Here is a 13554-nt window from a genome sequence, read left to right as displayed (position 1 = left end):
TGTATTTTATGCATACGATTTTCGTACATTGCCTGTTTAACGGTGCGCGCGGTGGGCTAACCCCTTCCGCGCGCAAATCTGTTAAGAGCGACCACGTTTTTCAAAGCGGGGGAGCATGGCGGAAAAATCGGTTCCTTGCCCGTCCTCAGATTCTACAAAATCGGTATAGAGCGCTGTGGCCCGTTCCCCCATGGGGGTGTCTGCATCAACGGCTTCTGCGGCTTGTTGGCTTAGACGTAGATCTTTGAGCATGAGTTCAGATGCGAACCCTGGTTTATAATCATTGTCAGCCGGGCTTTGTGGGCCAACGCCGGGGGCAGGGCAATAGGCGTTCATTGTCCAGCTATAACCAGATGAGGTGCTGACCACATCAAACATTTTTTGACGATCAAGACCGAGCTTATCTGCCAGCGCAAAGGCTTCGCAGGTGCCGGCCATAGTGATGCCAAGGATCATGTTGTTGCAGATTTTGGCGGCCTGACCCGCGCCTGACGCGCCACAATGCACGGCCTTTTGGCCCATAATGTCAAAGAGCGGTTCAACCTTGGCCAAGCCTGCGTCACTGCCCCCCGCCATAAAGGTCAACGTGCCCGCGGCCGCACCGCCAATACCACCGGATACAGGCGCATCAACAGCCATGAGGTTGGCGGCAGTCGCCTGATCAGCCACGGCGCGCGCGCTTTCGACATCCACGGTCGAGCAATCGAGGAACACGGCGTCAGGTGACATCGCGGGGATGATTTCGGCGGCGACAGATTGCAGGATCGCACCATTGGGCAGCATGGTAATCACGACATCCGCGTTTTCGACGGCACTGGTCGCGCTGCTGGCTTTTGTGACGCCATCCGGGCAGGGGGCGCTGAGATCAAAACCGTTCACCTCGTGCCCAGCGGCGACCAAGTTAGAGGCCATCGGGGCACCCATGTTACCCAAACCGATAAATGCGATTTTCATGCGTCTTCCTTTTCGAAATTTAGCGCTATGTCTTGTAACGGCTTTAACATATTGACCACGTCTAATCTGGGAACGGTGGCGATGTCGCTGTGTTTCCAGTTTGGAGAGCGATCCTTGTCTATGACTTGGGCGCGAATACCTTCGAGCAAATCTGCGTGTTCGATGGCACGGTGGGTGAACCGGTATTCGAGGGCGACAGCCTGGCGAATATCGGCATTGCCGCGCAAACGGTGGGTCATCTCAACCGCGCAGGCCATCGACAAAGGCGCATTGCGGCTAAGGGATTTTTGCGTGTCTTGTGAAAACTCTGACGGATCATGCCGCAGGGATCGCACGATGTCACCCAGAGTTTCACCCGCGAAATGGGCGTCGATCTGCGGGCGCAGTGTTTCGAGTTGACCGCCGGGGGCCTGCTGTGCTGCGGCGTCGATCAGGGTATGGTCCGCCGTGGCGCAAAGTTGGTCGATGAGGTTGGGCCAAAGGGCTTCGGGAATGTAATAGTCGGCAAAGCCTGCATAGATCGCATCAGCGGCCCCCATACGCCCCGCGGTGGTGCCGAGATATTCGCCCAAACGACCCGGAGCACGTGACAAAATAAGTGATCCACCAACATCGGGCACAAGACCAATCGCCACCTCAGGCATTGAGATTTTGCTCGTGTCACCCACAACCCGATGTGAGGCGTGGCAGCCAGCACCAACACCCCCACCCATGGTAAAACCCTGCATAAAGCTCGCGACGGGTTTGGGGAATTCGAACATTTTGACGTTCATTCTGTATTCATCGCGCCAGAATTTTTGTCCATATACAACATTTCCGGCTTTTCCGGTGTCATAAAGTTCCACAATGTCGCCACCGGCGCAGAACGCACGATCCCCGTCGGCATCAATCACGATGAGGGCGATTTCGTCGTCGTTGCGCCATTGGTCGAGGGCGGTTTCGATCTCAAGGCACATCGCGTGAGACAGCGCGTTTAGGGCGGTCGGGCGATTAAACGTGATGCGCCCGGCGCGGCCCTGCTTGCGGATGAGAATATCAGACATGTTAGCCCCGTTCTGCCAGCAGTTGGCGCGAAACAATCAAGCGCATGACCTCATTTGTGCCTTCTAGGATTTCATGCACGCGCAGGTCACGCACGGTTTTTTCGATGCCATAATCGACAAGATATCCGTAGCCGCCGTGCAGTTGTAAACATTGATTGGCGACCTTTGATCCGGTTTCTGTGACAAAACGTTTGGCCATGGCGCAAAATTTCGTGGCATCGGGGGTTTTGTTGTCGAGTTTCCAAGCGGCCTGCCGAAGGAAGGTACGCGCCGCCTGAAGTTCGGTTTCCATATCCGCGAGACGAAATTGCAGCGCTTGGAATTGATCAATGCTTTTTCCGAAGGCTTTGCGTTCGCCCATGTACTGGAGGGTCGCATCAAGCGCAGATTGCGCGGCGCCAAGCGAACAGGCAGAAATATTCAAGCGGCCACCATCCAGACCCGCCATCGCATATTTGAAACCCGCGCCTTCGTCGCCGATGAGATTGCTTGTCGGGATATTGGCGCTGTCCATTTGGACCTGACGGGTTGGTTGGGCTTTCCAGCCCATTTTGTCCTCAAGCCCGCCAAAGGACAGGCCATCGGTGCCGTCGTCAATCACCACAGCGGAAATACCGCGCGGGCTGTCGTCACCGGTGCGGGCCATGACAATATAGGCGTCAGAATATCCGCCGCCGGAGATGAAGGCTTTGGTCCCGGTTAGGCTGTAGCCCTGATCTGTTTTAAGCGCTTTGGTCTTCAACGCGGCGGCGTCAGAGCCTGAACCGGGTTCTGTCAGGCAATAGGAAAAGAAGGTTTCCATTGTCACAGCTTTCGTCAGATATTTTTCCTTTAGGGCGGGGCTTGCGAATTTATCAAGCATAGCCGCGCACATGTTGTGGATCGATAGAAACGCAGCGGTTGCAGGGCAGGCCATGGAAAGCGCTTCGAACACCAGCGTCGCATCAAGCCGCGTAAGGCCAGAGCCGCCGTTTTCCTCAGAAACGTAAAGCCCGCCAAAGCCCAATTCTGCCAGTTTTGGCCAGAGGGATTTGGGGATCGTGCCATCGCTTTCCCAGTCGCGCGCAAAGGGGGCAATGTGTTCATCGCCAAACGCCTTGGCCATATCAAAAATTGCGGTCTGTTCTTCGGTCAGCGCGAAATCCACGGTTTTCTCCTGCGGTCAGATGTTTGATCTTGGTGGTATGATCTGAATCTTACAGAAGTATTTCAAGCCGATTGTTTGACTGGGCTTGCGTCATTTTAGATCAAAGATGTCAAAAGAACCCCGCCACCGGCTGCGATCAACAAAACCCAGCCTAAACCAAGATGCCTGATGAGCAAAAGCCAAGCGCTTACAAGGGATAAAACTAAGACATTGATGTTAAAACTGGTGAGTTCAGGAACCCAAAGCGTGACCGGGCCAAAGGTTTCTTTGCTGACGGTGTTAAAAAAGACATGCAGGGCAAACCAAATCGAAAGATTGAGGATAACGCCAACCACGGCGGCGGTGATTGCCGAGAGCGCGCTCGAAAGGCGGCTTTGGGCAGAGATCCAGTCAATGTAAGGCGCGCCTGCAAAAATCCAGATAAAGCAGGGTGCAAAGGTCACCCAAAGCGCAACAAGACCCCCGGCAAACCCAAAGGCAAGCCCGCCGGCATGGAAGGCGGCGAGAAAGCCAACAAACTGCGTCACGAGGATCAGCGGTCCGGGTGTGGTTTCAGCAAGGCCAAGCCCATCCATCATTTCACCGGCTTGCAGCCAACCAAACCCGGTCACGACGTCTTGGGCCATATAGGCCAACACGGCATAGGCCCCGCCAAAAGTGACGACTGCAAGCTTGGAAAAGAACGCGCCAATGTCACTGAAGATTGGATCAAGCCCGGCGTTGTTCAGAAGGAAAAGAGGGACCAGCCAAATCATCAGGCCAATCACAAAGGTGCGCAGCGTATGAAGGGGTGAAACCGTTAGTTGCGGTGTGGTGTGTTCTGTTTCTGAGGGGATACGACCCAAAGTGGCACCATAAAGCGCCGCGCCCAGCACGATCAGCGGGAAAGGCAGGGCGAGAAAAAATATCCCGACAAAGGCGACGGCGGCGATGACCCAGTGATACGTCGCCTTTAGCGCACGTTTTGACACCTTTAACAGGGCTTCTAACACTATGACCAAAACGGCGGCTTTGACGCCTAAGAACAGGCTGTTGACCAAGGGCAGTGCGCCCCAAAGTGCATAGCCTGTCACCAATGCAAAGATCACCAACGCGCCGGGCAATACAAATAACGTCCCGGCCAAGAGGCCCCCGGCAACGCCGCGCAACCGCCAACCCGCAAAAGTGGCGATTTGCATGGCTTCGGGTCCCGGTAGCATCATACAAAACCCCAACGTGTTGAGGTACTGCTGTTCGGTCAGCCATTTGCGTTCATCCACCAACATGCGGTGCATCAGCGAAATCTGCGCGGCAGGGCCACCAAAGGACAGCAACCCGATTTTTAGAAACACCCAAAACAATTCCCCAAAGGAAACCGTGGTTTTGTCTGAGGTCATGGATCAGGCCTTTTGGTTTTGGGATGTGGGCCAATCGTGGCTTTCGTTTGTTGCGTCGCGTGACCAGCGGTAGAACGCATCGTACAATGATAGCCCCGCGTCAAGCTGTTCTAGATCATCACGATACATGCGCGATAAACCAAGGGACGCCGCCAGCAATCCGGCGCATTCCGGGGCCAGATCATGGCGGTTGGTATCGGCCCCGCGTACGATGGTCGCAAGGTGTTTAAGGGCGGGAATGTCGAGGGCGAATTCATCAACCATAGTGTCAAAGGTGCAGGTGTCGCCACGGTGGCTCCAGAACACGCCTTCAACGTCAAAGGGGGTTGCGCCAAAGCGGTCTGCGACATTCATGACCTCAGATGGGGAAACAAAAAGAAACTGCGCGTTTGGATCCACAAAGCGGCGGATCAGCCAAGGGCAGGCGATACGGTCGATTTTAGGGCGATGGCGCGTGACCCACAGGGTGGTGCCGTGGTGGGGGTGTGTCGGAATTTTATCAGCGGGGATCAGAGGAAGCCCGGCGTCGCGCCACGCAAAATTTCCGCCTTCGAGATATTCGGCCTGAATGCCTTTGGTGCGCAACAGGGCGGCGGCACCTTGGCTGAGTTTACGCCCCTTTTGGCAGATGACCACAGCGCGTTTGCCTGACAATGCAGGGGCCAGATCTGTGATCGTGGCAAAGGAGTGGCGCAGTGCCGTTGGGATGACGCGCGGGTCGGCTTTGAAATCGTCATCAATGCAAATATCGATGAGCATGGGCGCATCGGGGGTGCCGATCAGTCGGGTCAATTGGGCGGGTGTGATTGTGTTTGGTGACGCCATGGCGGGTCCTCCCTCAATTGGGTTGCAGGACGCGAAACTTGGGCTGGCGCCTCACGGGGCGCTCGCAGGCCCCATGAAGGTTAGATTTCAGATTTGGGAGGGGCTGTCAAGAATGGGCGCCTAGCGGTTGGAGATCGCAAAGACCGACGCACTGGCCATGATCGCGGTGCCCATCCAGCCGAAATACCAAAGTTTACCGGCAAGCGCGTCTTCGGCGTAGGAGGCGGCGAATTGGGTTTGACCGTATTTCGCAATGCCAAAGGCCGCAGCAAACAACAGGATGAAAGCAATACTGCGGGTGATATGGCTGAGGTTCAGGAGGGACGCGCCTGCGGCGAGAACGATGCCAATGGGCGCACCAATCAGCACGGCCTTTTGGGACCACCAAGGATGCGCGCCAAACATCTTGGGCAGATCAACGCCATAGGCAATCGCGGCGGCTGTCACGGTGACGATAAGGGGGAGGATGAATTTCATGGTGCGCTCCTTTGATTGCCCCAGAGGTACGCGTTGGCTGGGCAAGAGAAAAGGGGGGCTCACGCAGGGGTGATAGGTGTTTCAGGAGTTGAAGGTGTGCTGCTTGCAATACCGGCCATTATTGAGTTTGCTATGGCGGATAAGAACACTGGGCCTCGGATGTTATGAGAAAAATTCGTTATAAATCCTACATTATTTGTACTTCTCCGCGCAGCGGAAGCACGCATCTTTGTGGATTACTTGCGTCAACTGGAGCGAGCGGAAACCCGGATTCCCATTTTCACACGCCGTCTTTGAAGCGATGGCTGGACAATTATCAGCTTTCCGAAGTGGAATTCGCATCAAGGTGGGACATGCTGCGCGCGATTTTCAAAGCTGCGTTAAACCGTGGGGCGAAAGAGACTGGTGTGTTTGGGCTGCGAATGCAGAGAGGCAGTTTCGATTTCTTTATTCGTCAGGCGGGTAGGCTTCATCCTGAGTGCACCAGTGACTTAGAGCGGATCGAAGCTGCATTTGGTCCCACGCTCTTTATTCATCTAAATCGGGATAGCAAATTGGATCAGGCTATTTCTTTAGTGAAAGCCAACCAATCGGGGCTTTGGCATAGAGCGGCGGACGGAACAGAATTGGAACGACTTTCTGAGCCTAGAGAGCCGGTTTATGATGCTGATGAGATTGCCAATAGCATTGCAGAGGTTTCTGAAATGCGTGACGCTTGGCGTGGTTGGTTTGAGAAGGAAAATATTCAGCCGTTGCAAATGTCGTATGACGAGTTGTCGAAAGACCCACAAAAAGCCGTCGAAACTGTATTGGATGCACTTGGGGTAGATACAGCCATCGCAAATGATGTGCGCCCGAGGGTTGCAAAGTTGGCAGACGCTACGAACAAAGAGTGGGCTGAGCGGTTCTTGAAAGAGCGGGGGTTGAATTAGGTTTTGACCAAATTCTACAAAATGTTCTTTTAAGGAAGCTTCCAATCCTGTGAGGCTGAAAAGGAAGCTTCCTCAAGAGGTTTTTACCGCGCAAACTTCTTGTGTTTGATGCGGGTGGGCTCTAGGGCGTTTGGACCCAAGCGGCGCTTTTTGTCTTCTTCGTAGTCTTCAAAGTTGCCTTCAAACCATTCCACATGTGCGTCGCCTTCAAACGCGAGGATGTGGGTGCAGATGCGGTCAAGGAAGAAGCGGTCGTGGGAAATCACCACCGCGCAGCCGGCAAAATCAACCAGAGCATCTTCGAGCGCGCGCAGGGTTTCGACGTCAAGGTCGTTGGTCGGTTCATCGAGCAGCAACACGTTGCCGCCAGAGCGCAAGAGGCGCGCCATGTGGACGCGGTTACGTTCACCACCAGACAGAAGCGAAACTTTCTTCTGCTGGGTTGACCCTTTGAAGTTGAACGCAGAGCAATAGGCGCGCGCGTTCACTTCGGCATCGCCAAGCTGAATAACGTCTAGGCCGTCTGCGATGGCTTCCCATACGTTTTCATCGGCGTTCAGGTCATCGCGGGACTGATCCACATAAGACAGCTGCACGGTGTCGCCGTATTCAACGGTGCCTTCATCCGGCTGTTCCTGACCTGTCAGCATTTTAAAGAGCGTGGTTTTACCCGCGCCGTTGGGGCCGATCACGCCAACAATGCCGCCGGGTGGCAGGGAGAACGACAGATCTTCGACCAAGAGCTTATCGCCCATCGCCTTTTTCAGGCCTTCGACTTCGATCACTTTGGAACCAAGGCGCGGGCCGTTTGGAATTACGATTTGCGCGTTAGAAAGCTTTTCGCGCTCTGACTGATTGGCCATGTCGTTATAGGCGTTGATCCGGGCTTTGGATTTTGCCTGACGGGCCTTTGGCGATTGGCGCATCCATTCGAGTTCGCGCTCAAGCGTTTTTTGCTTGGATTTGTCTTCGCGGGCCTCTTGGGACAGGCGTTTTGCTTTTTGCTCAAGCCAGCTTGAATAGTTGCCTTCCCATGGCACACCAGAGCCGCGGTCAAGTTCGAGAATCCAGCTGGTGATGTCATCGAGGAAGTAACGGTCGTGGGTGACGATCAGGATGGTGCCTTTGTAATCGATCAGGTGCTTTTGCAGCCATGCGATTGTTTCTGCGTCAAGGTGGTTGGTCGGCTCATCGAGGAGCAGCATGTCTGGCGCTTCGAGCAGCAGTTTACACAGGGCCACACGACGTTTTTCACCGCCCGATAGATTGGCAACAGCCGCATCATCTGGTGGGCAGCGCAGGGCTTCCATAGAGACGTCGATCTGTGCGTCGAGATCCCAGAGGTTTTGCGCGTCGATTTCATCCTGAAGTTTGCTCATTTCCTCGGCGGTTTCGTCGGAATAGTTCATCGCCAGTTCGTTGTAACGATCTAGGATGTCCTTTTTCGCCTGCACACCCAGCATGACGTTTTCACGCACTGTCAGGGTTTCATCGAGCTTTGGCTCCTGCGGGAGGTAGCCCACAGTCGCGCCCTCAGCTGCCCAAGCTTCGCCGGTGAAGTCTTTGTCCATGCCGGCCATGATTTTCATCAGGGTGGATTTACCCGCGCCGTTGACCCCAACGACACCGATTTTCACACCGGGCAAAAAGGAAAGACGGATGTTTTCAAAGCATTTCTTGCCACCGGGGTAGGTCTTGGAAACGCCGTCCATGTGATAGACGTATTGATAAGCGGCCATTGGGGGCTCCTGAAAGGGAATTCTGGTTCGAAAGAGGTGATAGCGAATGGGGGCGGTGAGGGCAATCTTGTTAGGTGGGGAGTTCGAAAATATCTAAGTAGTCAGTGATTAGGGTTGATAGAAGTTTTTCGCGAGGGGCTTCAAAGTCTTCGTGGATGAGTTCATTTAGTTTGCGTCCTCTTAGGCCTGTTGATGCTTCAAGATAATATTGCCAGATGGAGGTAATCTCGGACCAAACAGTTGGGGCATGGGTTGCTGGATAGTCTGGTCGTTCCATGTTGAAAAATGCAAACACTTCGCTCACCGGAAGCTGCCCTTTGCGTAAGGTATGATAAAGAGAGGGTTCTTTTACTTTGATAATTAAGAGGCCGGCTACAATGTAGTCAGTAGATTGACCACCCCAACTAATGTCTAATTGTTGAAGTAATGCAACGTGAGATGCGTATCGCTCAATTTCTCTTAATGAGTAGTTTTGTACTGGGGTTGATTCATTCAGATATGTTTTAAATGTTTGATAATAGCGATGTTCGAGAAGCGATAGTTCACGACCTACCATTAAATAGTATTGATATAATGCCGATTGATTTATTCTTTTGGCGCTGTTTCCAATGGTGAGCGTTACAGAGATAAATTTTTGGAGGTACTCGGCAGCGTTGATGCCCCCGCCGTATCGTGCCTGAACGCTGCTTTGAAGAGCCGCGAGATTGACACCCAGCACAAAGTGAATGCCATCCACGGCGAAAAAGTGTTTCATGATTTCCAACATGTTTAGCGCATAGTCGGGGCGGCAGCGGTCGAGTTCGTCGATGATGATGACGATCTTTTGGGTTGGTTTGCCGTCGTCGTCTGGTTCGGTTAATTCGCGAAGTGCGGTTTTGAATTCTTGCATGGCGGCTGTGCGTGAAGCTTCTTTTTCCCAGAAGGCTTCAGACAGTGTTTCCAACTCATTGGCGGCTTTGTTGAGTATTGCGTCCCCCAAGGCTCCAACAAGTTCGGTTCCGCCATAGGTCGCCGCGGCGAGGGTTGTACGTGCAGCAGGTTTTAGCAATTTCATCCCTGTAGCTTTGAGTTTCTTAAATTTGCCCGGCGTTTCAGGCTTCTCTGATAATTTACTGATGAGAGTGATCAGCGGATCATCCAAAAAATCATGTTCAAAGGCGTCAAAATAGATTGTTTTGGCTTTGCCGCCGTTTTCATTCACATGCGCGCCGGTCCAGAGTTTGAGGAAGTGCGATTTACCGCTGCCCCATGATCCATCAAGGGCGATGACCATAGGGTCTTCGATACTGTCGACGAGCCGCGACAGGTGTCTGCCGGTTTCAGCGCGGTTCAGGTGGCATTTTTTTGTGCCGTCCGCTGATGTTTCAAATCCATCTTTGCCGATGTCAATCTTAGGGTCGGGGAGGGTCAGGCGCATCGTGTACTCTTTAACTCTGGTTCTGGTTGTGTTGGGGATATGTTTAGATCATCACATCCGCTTTCCAATCTGTTTTTTTATCGGTATCAAAGGCGTTTGAAGATTAAAGGAGCTGTTATGACCCAGCCTGTAAAAATGATTATCGACACGGACCCAGGCATTGATGATGCGATGGCGATTTTCTATGCGGCCGGGGCGCAGGATATTGATCTCTTGGGTCTGACCACGGTGTTTGGCAATGTCACGGTTGAAACGGCGACCCGCAATGCTTTGCGCCTTGTGGAACGCGCTGGGCTAGAATGCCCTGTGGCCCAAGGCGCGGTGAAGCCATTGGTTTTGCCCGCGATCACGCCATCGGCTTGGGTACATGGAGCTGAGGGCTTTGGCGATATTCCGGCTGAAACGCCAAAGGGGGGCGCGGTCGACGAAACAGCGGCGGAATTTTTGGTGCGGATGGCGCGCGAACACAAAGGCGAACTGGTGGTCTGTGCGGTTGGTCCGATCACCAATATAGCTGAGGCGATCCGGTTAGACCCAGCATTTACCCAGAACCTTAAACAGCTTGTGTTTATGGGCGGGGCAGCCCATGTGCCGGGCAATATTACCGCATTTGCGGAGGCGAACACATATCATGACCCCCATGCATTGGCCGAAGTGATCAACGCAGGCGGCGATATTGTGATGGTTGGGCTTGATGTCACGATGAAAGCGCTTTGCAAAACTGAAGATTTTGCCGAGGTCGCGCATGCGTCCCCCTATCTGGGTGGGTTTGTCGATGAAATGAGCAAATTTTATCTGAAGTTCTACGAAAGCGTCGGTGAAGATGGCTGCGGATTGCACGACCCGATGGCGGTGATTGCCTGCACCCATCCGCATTGGTTTGACATGCGCCAAGAAGCGATTACTGTGATTTTGGACGGGGATGAGATCGGTAATACCGTTCCCGTTAAAGACGGCCCGATGATCAATGTGTGCGTTGGCGGTGATATGGAAGTCGTCAAAGCGCATTATCTGGCTGTCAGCAAAGAAAACCCGTGATCATGCGCCACACTCTTCCGCGGGCTGCAAAGGGGCAGGTTATTGGCTTGCTGGGGGGGTCGTTTGATCCACCTCATCGCGGACACCTGCATGTTTCGCAAGTTGCGCTGAAGCGGTTTGGTTTGGATCGGGTTTGGTGGATGGTGTCGCCCGGCAATCCACTTAAGACAAAAGGACCGGCATCCTTGCAAAAGCGCATGGCCGCTTGTCGGGAACTGGTACAGCATCCGCGTATCGAAGTGACGGATATAGAGGATCAAATCGGGACCCGGTACACTGCCGAAACCCTACAAAAACTATTTGACCTTTATCCTCAGCAGCGCTTTGTTTGGTTGATGGGCGCGGACAATCTGGCGTCGTTTCATCACTGGGGCAACTGGCACTGGATCATGGAAAACGTCCCAGTGGGCGTGATTGCCCGCCCCGGAGACCGCATTTCAGCGCGTTTGTCGCCTGCTGCACGGCAGTTTCAAAAATATCGATTGCGTGGAAACAATGCCCAATATCTATCGCACCGCGAAACACCAAGCTGGTGTTTCATAAATGCGCCCATGATGGCGATATCTTCGACGGAACTTCGCGCGCAGGGGCAGTGGTGATCGGGCTTGTCTGAGGGCCATGTTTCAAGCTAACTATCCCTATGACACACGATTTTTCAAGACGCGCATTTTTAGCTGGATTATTGGCAACGACTTCAACTCAGGTGTGGGGTGACGCACCGGCGACATCTTTGCGGCCTCTCCCACGTCCAGATGGCGCGCGTATAATCGCCGCGCCTGCAGCCCAAAGATTAATCGATGCCGCAAACTTGGGATCAGCGCGGGTTGGGTATGCGGTCGCGGATGCGCGCACGGGCGAAATGCTAGAGGTCATGAACCCGCTTTTGCAGCTGCCGCCAGCCAGTGTGACAAAAGCACTAACCGCGCTGTATGCGCTGGATTCCTTAGGGGAAAGTTATCAATTTTCAACGCAGTTGATTGCAACCGGTGGCATTGAAAATGGCCGTGTGAACGGCGATTTGATTTTAGTTGGCGGTGGCGATCCGACTCTATCGACGGATGCACTGGGTGACTTGGCCAGGACTATGCGGGACGCAGGGATACGGGAAGTCAGAGGTGCGCTTAAAGTGCATTCCGGTGCATTGCCCTATGTGCATCACATTGACAACGCGCAGCCTGACCATGTGTCCTACAATCCGTCGGTTTCTGGTTTGAACCTCAATTTCAACAGGGTACATTTTGAATGGCGCCGGGCATCTGGATCTTATCAAATCACGATGGACGCTCGCGCTGAGCGCTACCGTCCCGAAGTCAGCACCGCCGAAATGCGCGTCGTGAACCGAAGTGCGCCTGTCTACACCTATGACAGCAATAGGGATATCGACCAATGGACCGTTGCCCGCGGGGCATTGGGCAATGCTGGGTCGCGATGGCTTCCGGTGCGCAACCCCGAACACTATGCATCCGATGTGTTTCGAACCTTGGCGCGTAGTTTCGGAATCGTGCTGGACCCGCCGGTGTTTGTGAGCCGCTTACCCCAAGGTCAAGTGATCGCGAGCCATACAAGTGTCGGCCTGCCGCGTGTTCTTCGGGATATGCTAAAATACTCAGTGAACCTTACGGCAGAAGCTGTTGGCCTGAAATCCTCTGCCCAACGCGGGCGCGTGCCGCGAAATTTGCAGGGCTCGGCCCAAAACATGTCACAATGGCTCAGAAACCACTACGGGGCCCGGCGCGCGCGTCTGGTTGATCATTCCGGCCTTGGTGAACGCAATCAAATCACAGCCAGAGATATGGTGCATATCTTAAACCAAGCCGGCGCAGATGGGCCACTGCGCCCATTATTGAAAACGATAAAACTAAGAGACGCCCAAGGGCGTGAGCTGCGAGATCAAGACATCGATATCAAAGCAAAAACCGGTACATTGAATTTTGTTTCTGCGTTGTCAGGATATGCACGTGGTCCGGATGGACGCGACCTGAGTTTTGCTATTTTTTGCGCGGATACAGATCGCCGGGCGGCTATTGCTCGTTCAGATCGAGAACGTCCCCAAGGCGCGCGCTCGTGGAACAGGCGGGCTAAGCGGCTTCAGCAACAGTTGATTGAACGTTGGACGGCATTGTACGAGCAATGATTTGCTTCTGGAGAGCAGCACGAGCAGGTTTTCAAGGAAAATCAGCGAGATAAACGGCGCGCCGCGAGGCGCACCATTTGATAGGATCAAAGTGTCGTGTGACGTGCCCGTGCACCGCGTTCAATTGCAGCGCCGTGTAGGCGGTCAATACGCAGCTCATATCGAATTTCTGCGAGCATGCGCAGTTCGCTTTCTTGCAGGCGACCATCGGCAGCAGCAACGTCACAGGCCAAAGCGTATGCTGTTTCATATAGCTTTTCTGGCAAACCTTCCTTGACCAGCCCAAAAAGCGCATCCAGACCATCTTCGACGCCAAACAAATCCAGGACCGTCTGGCTGACACGACGGGTTCGATCCATGTCATATTCTGCAAAAATAGGCAGGTGATTGACGATGCGTTCGATCGTTAACAGTTCTGCTGTTTCAATGTTTTCGTCAGAGGCTGACTCCGCAATCATGATCGCGACAAGCG

At 53.7% G+C, this 13554-nt stretch carries 13 protein-coding genes; 4 read left to right on the top strand and 9 right to left on the bottom strand.

Annotated features, from left to right (window positions below):
- Positions 1–81: 81 nt before the first annotated feature.
- The 6 genes from mmsB to G9C99_RS05785 form a co-directional block, all read right to left on the bottom strand.
- On the bottom strand, positions 82–1020 hold the full coding sequence (gene mmsB / locus G9C99_RS05810; RefSeq protein WP_331459983.1) for a 3-hydroxyisobutyrate dehydrogenase: 939 nt from the start codon (positions 1018–1020) through the stop codon (positions 82–84).
- Complete coding sequence (locus G9C99_RS05805; protein WP_166416509.1) at positions 951–1997, bottom strand: enoyl-CoA hydratase/isomerase family protein; 1047 nt, start codon at positions 1995–1997, stop codon at positions 951–953. Before G9C99_RS05805 ends, mmsB begins: the two co-directional genes overlap by 70 nt.
- Position 1998: 1 nt before the next feature.
- Complete coding sequence (locus G9C99_RS05800; protein ID WP_166416508.1) at positions 1999–3144, bottom strand: acyl-CoA dehydrogenase family protein; 1146 nt, start codon at positions 3142–3144, stop codon at positions 1999–2001.
- Positions 3145–3239: 95 nt separating this feature from the next.
- A complete protein-coding gene (gene chrA, locus G9C99_RS05795; protein ID WP_166416507.1) occupies positions 3240–4520 on the bottom strand; it encodes a chromate efflux transporter in 1281 nt (426 codons plus the stop codon).
- A gap of 3 nt (positions 4521–4523) precedes the next feature.
- A complete protein-coding gene (locus tag G9C99_RS05790; RefSeq protein ID WP_166416506.1) occupies positions 4524–5345 on the bottom strand; it encodes a chromate resistance protein ChrB domain-containing protein in 822 nt (273 codons plus the stop codon).
- A 120-nt stretch (positions 5346–5465) separates the two neighbouring features.
- Positions 5466–5822 carry a hypothetical protein gene (locus G9C99_RS05785; RefSeq protein ID WP_166416505.1) on the bottom strand — a complete coding sequence of 119 codons (357 nt, stop codon included), beginning with the start codon at positions 5820–5822 and terminating at the stop codon, positions 5466–5468.
- Positions 5823–5986: 164 nt separating this feature from the next.
- On the opposite strand from G9C99_RS05785, the gene G9C99_RS05780 reads away from it, so the two are divergent.
- On the top strand, positions 5987–6754 hold the full coding sequence (locus tag G9C99_RS05780; protein ID WP_166416504.1) for a Stf0 family sulfotransferase: 768 nt from the start codon (positions 5987–5989) through the stop codon (positions 6752–6754).
- A gap of 83 nt (positions 6755–6837) precedes the next feature.
- Here the strand turns inward: G9C99_RS05780 and ettA are convergent, their stop codons facing one another.
- Complete coding sequence (gene ettA / locus G9C99_RS05775; protein ID WP_166416503.1) at positions 6838–8493, bottom strand: energy-dependent translational throttle protein EttA; 1656 nt, start codon at positions 8491–8493, stop codon at positions 6838–6840.
- Positions 8494–8563: 70 nt separating this feature from the next.
- Positions 8564–9910 (bottom strand): KAP family P-loop NTPase fold protein, encoded by a 1347-nt coding sequence (locus tag G9C99_RS05770; protein WP_269434816.1) that lies wholly within the window; start codon positions 9908–9910, stop codon positions 8564–8566.
- Between the two features lie 117 nt (positions 9911–10027).
- Here G9C99_RS05770 and G9C99_RS05765 point away from each other — a divergent pair, with 117 nt between their 5' ends.
- From G9C99_RS05765 to dacB, 3 genes are read left to right on the top strand one after another with little or no spacing between them, the layout of a single operon-like run.
- Positions 10028–10948 carry a nucleoside hydrolase gene (locus tag G9C99_RS05765; RefSeq protein ID WP_166416501.1) on the top strand — a complete coding sequence of 307 codons (921 nt, stop codon included), beginning with the start codon at positions 10028–10030 and terminating at the stop codon, positions 10946–10948.
- A gap of 2 nt (positions 10949–10950) precedes the next feature.
- Positions 10951–11547: a nicotinate-nucleotide adenylyltransferase gene (locus tag G9C99_RS05760; protein WP_166416500.1), complete on the top strand. Its 597-nt coding sequence runs from the start codon at positions 10951–10953 to the stop codon at positions 11545–11547.
- 41 nt (positions 11548–11588) lie between these two features.
- Complete coding sequence (gene dacB, locus G9C99_RS05755) at positions 11589–13082, top strand: D-alanyl-D-alanine carboxypeptidase/D-alanyl-D-alanine endopeptidase (RefSeq protein WP_166416499.1); 1494 nt, start codon at positions 11589–11591, stop codon at positions 13080–13082.
- Between the two features lie 86 nt (positions 13083–13168).
- Here dacB and G9C99_RS05750 read toward each other — a convergent pair whose 3' ends face one another.
- Positions 13169–13540 carry a tellurite resistance TerB family protein gene (locus G9C99_RS05750; RefSeq protein ID WP_166417101.1) on the bottom strand — a complete coding sequence of 124 codons (372 nt, stop codon included), beginning with the start codon at positions 13538–13540 and terminating at the stop codon, positions 13169–13171.
- Positions 13541–13554: the final 14 nt, after the last annotated feature.

The sequence above is a fragment of the Cochlodiniinecator piscidefendens genome (assembly GCF_011326755.1).
In the GTDB taxonomy this organism is placed as follows: Bacteria; Pseudomonadota; Alphaproteobacteria; order Rhodobacterales; family Rhodobacteraceae; genus Cochlodiniinecator; species Cochlodiniinecator piscidefendens.
This window is presented reverse-complemented; position numbering and strand designations above follow the sequence as displayed.

Excerpts from the sequence above, each read along its gene's own strand:
- G9C99_RS05760 (WP_166416500.1), top strand. The coding sequence starts at position 10,951 with ATGCGCCACACTCTTCCGCGGGCTGCAAAGGGGCAGGTTATTGGCTTG.
- G9C99_RS05770 (WP_269434816.1), bottom strand. The coding sequence starts at position 9,910 with ATGCGCCTGACCCTCCCCGACCCTAAGATTGACATCGGCAAAGATGGA.
- G9C99_RS05785 (WP_166416505.1), bottom strand. The coding sequence starts at position 5,822 with ATGAAATTCATCCTCCCCCTTATCGTCACCGTGACAGCCGCCGCGATT.
- G9C99_RS05805 (WP_166416509.1), bottom strand. The coding sequence starts at position 1,997 with ATGTCTGATATTCTCATCCGCAAGCAGGGCCGCGCCGGGCGCATCACG.
- chrA (WP_166416507.1), bottom strand. The coding sequence starts at position 4,520 with ATGACCTCAGACAAAACCACGGTTTCCTTTGGGGAATTGTTTTGGGTG.
- dacB (WP_166416499.1), top strand. The coding sequence starts at position 11,589 with ATGACACACGATTTTTCAAGACGCGCATTTTTAGCTGGATTATTGGCA.
- G9C99_RS05750 (WP_166417101.1), bottom strand. The coding sequence starts at position 13,540 with ATGATTGCGGAGTCAGCCTCTGACGAAAACATTGAAACAGCAGAACTG.
- ettA (WP_166416503.1), bottom strand. The coding sequence starts at position 8,493 with ATGGCCGCTTATCAATACGTCTATCACATGGACGGCGTTTCCAAGACC.
- G9C99_RS05790 (WP_166416506.1), bottom strand. The coding sequence starts at position 5,345 with ATGGCGTCACCAAACACAATCACACCCGCCCAATTGACCCGACTGATC.
- G9C99_RS05780 (WP_166416504.1), top strand. The coding sequence starts at position 5,987 with ATGAGAAAAATTCGTTATAAATCCTACATTATTTGTACTTCTCCGCGC.
- G9C99_RS05765 (WP_166416501.1), top strand. The coding sequence starts at position 10,028 with ATGACCCAGCCTGTAAAAATGATTATCGACACGGACCCAGGCATTGAT.